Origin of the sequence: Megasphaera jansseni (assembly GCF_047974155.1) — a bacterium.
Lineage (GTDB): Bacteria > Bacillota > Negativicutes > Veillonellales > Megasphaeraceae > Megasphaera.
Window position 1 is genome coordinate 1 of the sequence record NZ_JBHYRR010000049.1, and the last position, 9,884, is coordinate 9,884.

6 protein-coding genes and 1 pseudogene are annotated in these 9,884 nt (G+C 49.9%); 1 reads left to right on the forward strand and 6 read right to left on the reverse strand.

What is annotated here, in order from left to right; genetic code table 11:
* From ACE418_RS12990 to ACE418_RS13005, 4 genes and pseudogenes are all read right to left on the reverse strand, one after another.
* On the reverse strand, window positions 1-1,604 hold a 1,604-nt coding region (locus tag ACE418_RS12990), incomplete at its 3' end, for a hypothetical protein (RefSeq protein WP_416451009.1).
* A gap of 282 nt (window positions 1,605-1,886) precedes the next feature.
* A pseudogene (locus ACE418_RS12995) lies at window positions 1,887-2,060 on the reverse strand (ESPR domain-containing protein); the annotation flags it as partial.
* Window positions 2,061-3,582: 1,522 nt separating this feature from the next.
* A complete protein-coding gene (locus tag ACE418_RS13000) occupies window positions 3,583-3,867 on the reverse strand; it encodes a hypothetical protein (RefSeq protein ID WP_416451004.1) in 285 nt (94 codons plus the stop codon).
* A 152-nt stretch (window positions 3,868-4,019) separates the two neighbouring features.
* Window positions 4,020-4,955 (reverse strand): hypothetical protein, encoded by a 936-nt coding sequence (locus ACE418_RS13005; RefSeq protein WP_416451005.1) that lies wholly within the window; start codon window positions 4,953-4,955, stop codon window positions 4,020-4,022.
* A 273-nt stretch (window positions 4,956-5,228) separates the two neighbouring features.
* Between ACE418_RS13005 and ACE418_RS13010 the strand changes: the two genes are divergently transcribed.
* Window positions 5,229-6,332, forward strand: coding sequence for a M20/M25/M40 family metallo-hydrolase (locus ACE418_RS13010; protein ID WP_416451006.1), 1,104 nt, complete (start codon window positions 5,229-5,231; stop codon window positions 6,330-6,332).
* Here ACE418_RS13010 and ACE418_RS13015 read toward each other — a convergent pair.
* On the reverse strand, window positions 6,327-7,706 hold the full coding sequence (locus ACE418_RS13015) for a proline-rich domain-containing protein (protein ID WP_416451007.1): 1,380 nt from the start codon (window positions 7,704-7,706) through the stop codon (window positions 6,327-6,329). The genes ACE418_RS13010 and ACE418_RS13015 overlap by 6 nt on opposite strands.
* Before the next feature lie 205 nt (window positions 7,707-7,911).
* On the reverse strand, window positions 7,912-9,660 hold the full coding sequence (gene pyk, locus ACE418_RS13020) for a pyruvate kinase (protein WP_416451008.1): 1,749 nt from the start codon (window positions 9,658-9,660) through the stop codon (window positions 7,912-7,914).
* Between the last annotated feature and the right edge of the window lie 224 nt (window positions 9,661-9,884).

The following is a 9,884-nucleotide window of genomic DNA, read 5'->3' on the forward strand; positions in this document are numbered from 1 at the left end:
TTTTCTGCATCATAGCTGCTGCCATCCTGCGTGACCTGATAATCCGTCAGTCCGGTAATGGAGACCGGCGTCGACACGTTGGCTACGTTCAGCTTCATCGTACCATTGGCCTTATCAATCGTACCGCTGGTCACATATTTGTCAGCTGCTTTCACTTCTTTCAACTGCGAGAAGTTAACAGCGTCAGAGTCATTCGTGCCTCTGGCCAGGTTGGTAATCTTCGTACCACCGGTCTTCGTTGCACTATCATAAGGAGTACCGCCCAAGGTAACGTTGTTTTTGTCAAAGCCAGTAGCCGTGCTGTCATACATAACAGCGCCTTTTAACTTTTCACCGAGTTCAGTAATGTTTGTCGTATTCCTTGTAATATTCTGGGTATTCTTCGTGACCTGATCATTGACTTCCGTCAGTTTGCTAGCGCTGGCTACGTCTTCCAGAGTAACTTCATTCCCAGCCGTATCTTTAACGATATAGCTGTCACCTTTCTTTTCTGCTTTTCCTTTAACCAAAGTAGTATTCGTAGCAGAAATCACATTGTCCTCACCGATATTTACATTGTCCCCAGCCGTGTAGGTGGTATCTGTATCAGTCGCAGAGATTTCATTACCGTTGATGGTAATATTATCCCCAGCCGTGTAGTTCTGACCAGTCTTGATGTTGTAGGTTTCACCATTAATTTTAAGGCCGGTAATATCCGTTGTACTTTCCGTCGCTTTGATAGCTTCTACTTTCGAGCCTGTCGTGAAGGTCTTAGAAACTTCTTGTCCATTCGTCGTGTTGGAAATACTAACATAGGTGTCATGACCACCTGTGCCGCCACCATTAGTAATGGTCAACGTTCCATCGACAGCCGGACTGCTCGTGCCATCACCGTTACGCATGAGAGAAATAGTTGCCGAGGAAGCATCCGTGCTCATATCTACAGACTTAATATCGTTGTGATAGAGTGCAAAGTCATTGTCCCGCAAGACGTTTAGGTCTTTCTGGTATTCGGCTACCCGGTAGGTATCCATCGTAGCACCAGCGTCATTGACTTCAGCGCCCCAATAGCTATAATAATTACCATCAGATTTTTTGACAGTCATCAAAACTTCATTATTTTTCCCAAAGACCGTTCCTGTATAAACGTCAGATCCCGAAGCATTAGTGAAGACACCGATTTCTCCATCAATGACATAAATATTGCTATAATCGACAACTTTTCCATTATACGTATATGCGTTAAGGGTAGCATTCCAAGCTAATTTAGAACCTGCATCCGTAGTTCTGACAAAGCCCCTGGGCTTTCCATTATTAGAAATCAAGTCAGCGTATCCGTTGCGATAATTCGAATCACTGACGACGCCTTTCCAACTGGAGTCTTTGACGATGTAATCCCAGCTGCCGGCAACCTCTGTCCCGCCGGAATTGGTAACACCTGCGTAAGTCCCGGCATTGACTTGCTGCAACGTTTCACCAACATTGGTCGTCACATTCGTTTGGACATGGGTCGAAGTAACGCTTTCTAAGATATCCGACGGTTTGGCATTCGCATCACCTGTCCAGCTAACATCAGCCCGACGACCATTACTCGATAACGACGTATAAGGCTGGCCATCGACCATAGTCAACGAATAGCCTTCGCGAACCCAATAATAAACAGGTCGTCCAGCACTATCAGTTACACCAGAATTAACCTTAATATACTTTTGTCTACCAAACGTTGTAACTGTTTGCCGCTTTCCATTGATTCGTTCATATGTCTCATTCTGGTTATTAGAACTATCATATTTTAATGCGACATATTGATTCATGGCTGTCGTTGCACCCGTATCCGCCGCGTACGCTGGAGCCACTCCGCTTCCTAAAGCCGTCATTCCGCAGAGCGCCAGTACGGTCAAGGTAACTTTCAAACTCGAAGACTTGCCATTCGATGTGCTATGTCTGCCCGATTTCGAGCTAATCAGTTCGGATCCAACTACGTAACAATTGCGAACTGTATTCCATACTACCTTATAAATCTTATTCATAAATCTCCGCCTCCTTGTTCTTAGCATCGCATATATTAACGTGAACAGCATTTAATTACTTTTCTATTGTATATACAATGACTTTCCTTGCTTAGCGTGTAATATAAAATTCTTTTGTTGAATATGATACTTTCGTATGCTCTTTAGCTTATTCCAACAAAATCATCCGCTTTTATCATCTTTTACCTTTTGTTTTTAAGATGACATTTTCGGATTTCATATATCACACAGCAAGATAATTTATCTATTTGCATTATACGATGTAATTTTGATGACAAGACGGATTTGTCGCAAAACGACGTTTTTTTGACGCAAGCGGTCATTTATGTAATTAAAAGAAAATGATAATCATATATTAGGGCCTAATGGCCGGGAGTAAAGCCGTTCATCGAATGTGGACCTGACGGCCCCGCAGGTCGCAGGCCGCAGTTCGCAGGTCGCAGGCCGCCTTGGACTCAAATGCCGCTTCGCGGCAACAGACTCAAAAGAACAACATCGCCTCGAACGACCCTCGGCTCGTATAAAATGCCCCAGTCGGGGCCGTTTTTTTGCGAACTGCGACCGGCCACCTGCGAACTGCGTTCATTTCACGAGTCTGTCGCGGCGGAACGCCGCATTTGATTCCGAAAAAAAGCCGTGGCTCGTTGTTCGTGATTCGTAGCTCGTAAAAGCCTGCCATCATACTCGAATAGGCTGTGCTCGAATCTCACAGCGGGACGCACAAGGCTCCCTTTATAGGGGAGCTGGCCGCCAAAGGCGGTCTGAGAGGTTAAAGGGCGGCCCCTACGCACAAGGCCGTTGGCCGTGTATTTTTTTACGGTCCGCAGGACCAAGGCGACCTGCCATCTGCGGCCTGCGAACTGCGCTCATTTCATGAATCTGTCGCGGCGGGACGCCGCACATAATCCCGATTTATGGTATAATATCAACGTTGCTCTCCCCTATACTGAGCAGGTAAGGGGGTGTTACTCTTGAACAAACTCACAAACTTTCTAATGGCTGTCATGGCTAGCGTAGTCTCTTACTACCTATGCAAGTGGTTAGACACCATTATTGCCCTTATGAGCAACTAGCCCCAGTGTGTTCCTGTCGAGCACCACAAAAAGAAAACCCCCAGAGATTCCGCCTCTGGGGGTTTTCGTGTTACAATTGAACAAACTCAAAACTTCTACACTTATTATAATGAAATCAACTAATCCTGTCAATTCTCAACTCACGGCTGACGGCCCTGCGCTCTCCCCCATCGCCTGTATGCGATACCGTAGGGGCCGCCCAGATCCATTCTACCCCGTCAATGCAGGAGACGATTTCCTGGACAGATGGCAGCGGCGGGCGGCCCGCTACGCTCGGAGGGTTTCCCGAAGCGTCGTTGTCAGTTTGAGTCTGTCACGGCGGAACGCCGCATCTGAATCCGAGGAAATGCCGTGGCTCGTGGCTTGTTGTTCGTAGCTCGAAAAAGCTTGCCATCATATAAGAATAGGTTATAGTCGAATATCACAGCGGGACGCCGCATCTGAGTCCGAAAAAAGGCCAGGCATGATAGTCTATGCTTTCACGCCTGGCCTCTCACCAACTAAATCCCATATTCCTTGAAAAGTTTTTCACGAAAATCAACATCAGCAGCCGCTTTGTTCGCATCGTCGTAACGATTTTCTTTAAATAAAAGGCTCATCAACATTCCAAGTCTCTCTTCGCCTTCTTTACGGCCTTTGGCCTCTCCCTCTTCAAAGGCATCGCGATGGTCTGAATTATAGTCGAGGATGGCGAGTTCGCGGTTGATGTAGGCCAGGCGTTCGGCGTCATTCTGAAGGAAGGTCCGAGCGGCATCTACGGCTTTATGGATGGCTTCATCGCTCATAATCAGTTCCCCTCCTTCTAATCTACACATATGAACAAGACAAGCCCTATCATACTGACGGGTCGCCCACGGGCGACCCCTACGATGGTATGAGCTGGTTAGCAAAGTACGCCAGCCAGCGTTCCATTTTCTTCATGACTACAAACTATAAATTAAATCAATTTATTTTGCTTGGCAATATCGGCAATGACTTGCAAGGATAGATTGGTATACTGAGCAATTTTTTCAAAGGGTACACCATCTTTCAGCATTTCCAATACATCCTCTTGTTTACCCAAATCCCAACCACGTTTTTCTCCACGTTTTTCAATACCTTCACTCAGGTTACACATTGCTGCCACTCCTTTCTCCAAATGCGGTGTCATTGTTACGTTAAACTCTTTCGCCAATAATTTCTGCTTTTCTTGGGAGCTGATGTTATCCAAGAGCAGCATATTCAGCAATCGCAAAATGCCTTTTAGCTGCTTATAACCCTTGCTGCCCAAACAGACCAAGACGATATTGATTAAATCGTAATGGCTCCGCTCGGCCTGTGCATGACCCATTAAATGTTCTTCCGTGAGCCGATATCTTGAAATATTGTACTCCCATTTTTTCGTTGGCATCGTACAAATCCAGATGGAATAGATCTTCTGGATTTTTTCATAATGAGACTTCACAAAAACCGTGCCATACTGGCTGGAAATCATACGGCCGCAATAGTAAACGGCCCGCTTTAGTAGCGGATAACCCGGATTGAAATCGTTTTGCGCTTCCAGGTTGATGATAAGCTGGATGCGCTTTCCATCCACGGGAGCTGCGGCATGGAAACGGATGTCGTAATACACCGTTCCTTCTGTTTTGGATTTGTCTTCCGTCTGCTCACTTTCGATGCGTGGTGAAATAGCTTCCGGTTCCACGGCAATGCGGCTGATACTCGGTTTGCCCTGGATATAGCGCCGCGCAATATCCTGCAAACTACAATCCTTGAATTCTTCCGTGCAGGCCTTGAGGATATGGGCCATGATTTCCCGTTCCGAAAGGACCCACTTGCACGCCTCGTCATACGCTTTCTTTTGCGCTTTGGCCTGTTGTGCCGAATCGGACATGATGTCACACCTCCAGATTCACTTTTATTGTATAATAATCATTCCCGCTCCGCAATAGAACGGCTTCTAATTCCATCATACACCACAAAACAGGGCTAGCTAAAAATTCTAATCGTTTTCTAATCGTTTTTGAATTAAATCCAAAATTTTTAAGGAAACGTTAATGTTTGGGCCTGGCGGCCGGGGGAAAGGCCGTTCGTCGTTCAGCGAACTGCGGTCTGCGTCTTTTCCATGCTATAATAAGGTTACCATGCTGAGAGAGGAGTCATCATCATGAATGAAGAGATTGAACAATATGTACGGGAGCACGGCCGTGATTTTATGGAATGGCTTTGCGATATTATTTCGATTCCATCACCGACGGGCCACGAGCAAGCCAAAAGTGAATGGATATTGCGCCATTTACACCAATGGGGGGCTGTGGATGCATATCGCGATGAAGCAGGAAACATCCTCTATCCCTGCCATATAAAAAGCGGTGAAAAGGTCGCCCTTTACACCGCGCATATGGATACGGTATTCCAAGATTTACAGGAAATACCGATCCGTCGAAATGGCAATATCCTGTTTGCGCCGTCGTGCAGTGACAACAGCGCCAGCATTGCCGGACTCTTATTTATCATTAAAATGTTCCATGACTTGCAGCTCACACCGCCACAAGGTCTGCTCTTCGCCTTTGATGTCGGCGAAGAAGGGCTGGGCAACCTCAAAGGGATGCGCCAGGTCATGGCAGATTGGCACGACCGCATTGCCGAAGTCGTGGCTATCGATTGTACTTTTGATACGTTCGTGACGACCGCCGTCGGTTCCCGGCGCTATGCTGTCGCCATCGAGGCGGCCGGCGGCCACAGCTGGATGCATTTCGGCCGGACCAACGCCATCGCCGAGGCAGCAGACATCATCAGCCAGCTCTATCACTTATCCGTACCCGTCAGCCCAAAGACGACGTACAATGTCGGTACAATTACAGGCGGCACGACGGTCAACTCGATTGCATCCCAGGCGGCATTTACTGTCGACTTGCGTTCAGAAAATGCCGATGAACTGGATAAACTGGATCAGTCATTCCAATCCATCTTGAAGGGTGCGGAAAAGGAAACGGTCCATATCCAAATAGAACCGCTTGGTGAACGGCCTTGCAGCCGCCTGAACCAAAATCCCCTGGCAGACCGCATCACGGCTATCCGCCAGCGTCACGGCCTGCCGACGCCGTGCATTGCCGGCAGTACGGATGCCAATATCCCCATGAGTCAGGGCATCCCGGCCATTTCCTTCGGCTTCTGCCGCAGCCGTGGCGAGCACACGTTGCAGGAATCGCTGGATATCGACACTTTCCTTCCCGGCATGATCCAAATGCTGGAATTCATAGGGCTATAAGGGTTTCACTTTGCCGCCGTCTTTCAGGGTAATCGTCTTGCCATGGAGCCAGGCATTGGCTTCGTTGTTCTTGTCATAGTAAATGGTATAGCCGTTGCTGTGGATGTTGCTCATCGTCCGGTCATCATCGGTCAAGGCCGATACGTACGATTTACCTGTTACATCCCAAACGGAAGTGGCGTCGAGGGACAACGAGGCGGTCTTCGCCGTATGTTTCGGATTCATGGCCCCGCTCCACGTCGAATGGTCCGTCAGATGGACCGATACGGTACTGATGGAATTGGCCACGATGTTGCCCTGGAGAGCCTGTTGGGACGCTGTAAAATCGAAGTCACCGCCATTGCTGCCTTTATTACCCCAGCGGTCGCTGGTCACTTCGATAAGGTTCGGGTTCTTCGTCGATTCAATGACGGTATTACTGAGGTTGGCGACAGCTTTCGTATTGGTTACATAGAACATAGCCCCATCGGAATAATTGCGCAATGTCGAATTACGGGCCGTAAAAGAAGCCGTCCCCGTGCCGGCATCGCCAGAAAAGCTCTGATAGAGCATGACGCCGTGGCTGACGCAGCCTGTGAGGACATCGTTTTCGACAATGATTGAATTCTTCCCTTCAACGCAGGCGATTTCGCTGCCTTTGGCCACACCTGTGCTGTTAGTCAGGACAATGTTGCCCGTCGAATAAATGACCGGGCTGCCTTTTCCGCTCGTCGAAAGCGTGCTATCCGTCACGTAAACATTGCCTTCGCCCCGGTCCGTTGCCAGTGAGGCACAATGAGCACCGGCCGTGGAAATCGTTACGTGTTCACCATGGATAGTCCCGCCATAGGTCGCATCAAGGCCACGGGAGGAATTCCCCTGCGTCTTGATCTGGGTATTCTTTACCGTGACGTCAGTCTTCTTGCCGGTCGCAAAGACGGCATTAGCCCCTTCGGCCTGCGACGTGATAGCCACGTTGTTCAGCTTGGCCTTGCTCTGAGAAGCCAGGAAAACGGCGTTCTGCCCATTGAAATTGCTGCCGTCGCCGCTCGTCGTATCGCCAGTCTTGATGAGGTTGACCGTATCCAGGGTTACATCGGCCCCTTGTTCAGCCAGGACGACATTCTGGTCAGAACCACTGGCCAGGATCGACTTGTTGGCCAGGGTCTGGGCCGTACCGGTAATGCGCTGGGCGGCAGTAAATTCAGATAAAGATTTCCCGGCCTGCCCCTGCGGCGGCATCCCTTGCGGCGGATTCCCCTGCGGAGGAGCACCCTGCGGCATCGCCCCCGAAGGCGGTGACGGCGGCATGGCCCCATCCTTCGCCAGGGCCAGAGAAGCAGAAAGGCTCATCGCCAGACTGAGCATGATGATAGTAAATTTAGAATATCTCATAACCATCGCTCCTTTGCGGTTAGAACTGTTTGGATTGACTAAAAGTATAGTCCCAAATTCTAACAACCAGCTAAAGCAATGAGCACATTTTGGACACAAAAAAAGGAGCTGCCGCATCGCGACAGCTCCTTTTATCGTAGGGGCGACCACGCGGGGCGCCCCCTACAAAAGCCGGACTGCAGACACCTTTTCTATCAGGCGAGGCCTATCGTGCGTTGGCTTCGCCACGGAAAATGGTGCCGCGGCTGGCGTCAACGGTGACGACTTCGCCGTTTTCCAGGGTATCGGCTGCGTGAGCTGCGCCGACGACGGTCGGGATGCCGAGGGTAATGGCGACGATAGCCGATTCGCTGGTAAGGCCGGCTTCTTCAGAAACGATAGCGCTGGCCCGTTTCATATAATCGACGAAATCAGCACGGGCCGAACGGAGCACGAGGATGCAGCCATCGGTGAAGTTCTTTTCCAGGTCTTCTTTGGAATCGGCGACGCAGACTTTGCCGATGGCCGAGTTACGGCCGATGCCAGTACCGCGGAGGAGGACATCCCCGACGACCTGGACGCGGATCATATTGGTCGAACCGGCTTTGGCAACGGGAACACCGGCCGTCAGGACGACGAGGTCGCCGGCTTTGATGAGGTCGTTGTCGAGAGCTGCAAAGATAGCATTGTCGACGACAGCATCGGTATCGCTGGCTTCTTTACCGACGACGGCCTGAACGCCCCAGTTGAGCTGCAAGCGGCGGACGATGGCTTCATGCGGCGATACAGCCACAATCGGGCAGGCCGGCCGGAACTTGGAAATCATCTGGGCTGTGCCGCCGCGTTCTGTCGAAGCGATGATAGCAGCAGCATGAAGGTCCTTGGCAATCTTAACGACAGCTTTACCGATGGATTCTGTCGTCGTAGCCGATTCAGCATCGACGTCTTCATAGGATTTCGGTGTGAAGTTGCTTTCTGTAAAGGTTGCAACACGGGCCATGGTTTCAACGGCTTCTACCGGATAGAGGCCGCCAGCCGTTTCACCGCTGAGCATGATGGCGTCCGTGCCGTCGAGGATAGCGTTGGCAACGTCGCTCGTTTCCGCACGAGTCGGACGCGGATTGTTGCACATCGATTCCAGCATCTGCGTAGCCGTAATGACCGGTTTGCCCGCAGCCTGACATTTATGGATGAGGACTTTCTGGAGCATCGGGACTTCTTCAGCCGGGACTTCGACGCCGAGGTCGCCGCGGGCTACCATGATGCCGTCGCTCATCTTGATGATGTCGTCGATGTTGTTGACAGCAGCCTGACATTCGATCTTGGAGATGATTTTCATGTGGCTGTCATGTTTTTCCAAAATCTTGCGAATCGTCAGGACATCTTTGCCGCGCTGGATAAAGGAAGCGGCAATCCAGTCCAGGTTCATGCGGCAGCCGAATTCGATATCATCGGCATCGGTTTCAGAAACAGCCGGCAGATTGATGGCAATACCCGGTACGGCAACGCGCTTGCGGTCGCTCATCTTGCCGCTGTTGAGGATTTTCGTGTGGATGTCTTCGCCTTCGACGCTGACAACTTCCAAGTTGACCAGGCCGTCCGACAAGAGGATATGGTCGCCAGCTTTGACGTCCTGCGGTAATTCTTTATAGTTCATGGAGGCGATGGTTTCGTCGCCTTCTACGTCACGGGCCGTCAAGGTGAAGTCTTTGCCGGCTTCCATCATGATCGAACCATTTTTAAATTTGCCCAAACGGATTTCCGGGCCTTTCGTGTCGAGGAGCAGTGCAACCGGGATACCCAGTTTCTGAGAGGCAGCGCGGACCATGTCGATGCGCTGTTTATGTTCTTCATGAGAACCATGGGAGAAATTAAAGCGGGCAACGTTCATGCCGGCTTTAATCATCTTTTCGATAATTTCCGGGGTATTGGAACTGGGGCCTAAGGTGCAGACGATCTTTGTTTTTTTCAGCATAGAGATTTCTCCTTTTCTACTCACGTACACGTAACGATTGACATTTCTGTTCCAGGTGGTACACTTTTTGTCCCACTAGTGCAATATACAGCTATTGCTCACTGCGATTGTACCGTATTCCCCACGATAATGCAAGGATTAGTTGTGTAATTGAACCTCTCCCGCTTATAGAAGCGGGAGATTCTTGAGAAGGTTGCTGTTTAAGTTTCCTCCTGAAATCAGGA

Bases quoted from the DNA above. Each gene is read 5' to 3' on its own strand.
- ACE418_RS13000 (WP_416451004.1), bottom strand. From the start codon at position 3,867: ATGAGCGATGAAGCCATCCATAAAGCCGTAGATGCCGCTCGGACCTTC.
- ACE418_RS13005 (WP_416451005.1), bottom strand. From the start codon at position 4,955: ATGTCCGATTCGGCACAACAGGCCAAAGCGCAAAAGAAAGCGTATGAC.
- ACE418_RS13010 (WP_416451006.1), top strand. From the start codon at position 5,229: ATGAATGAAGAGATTGAACAATATGTACGGGAGCACGGCCGTGATTTT.
- ACE418_RS13015 (WP_416451007.1), bottom strand. From the start codon at position 7,706: ATGAGATATTCTAAATTTACTATCATCATGCTCAGTCTGGCGATGAGC.
- pyk (WP_416451008.1), bottom strand. From the start codon at position 9,660: ATGCTGAAAAAAACAAAGATCGTCTGCACCTTAGGCCCCAGTTCCAAT.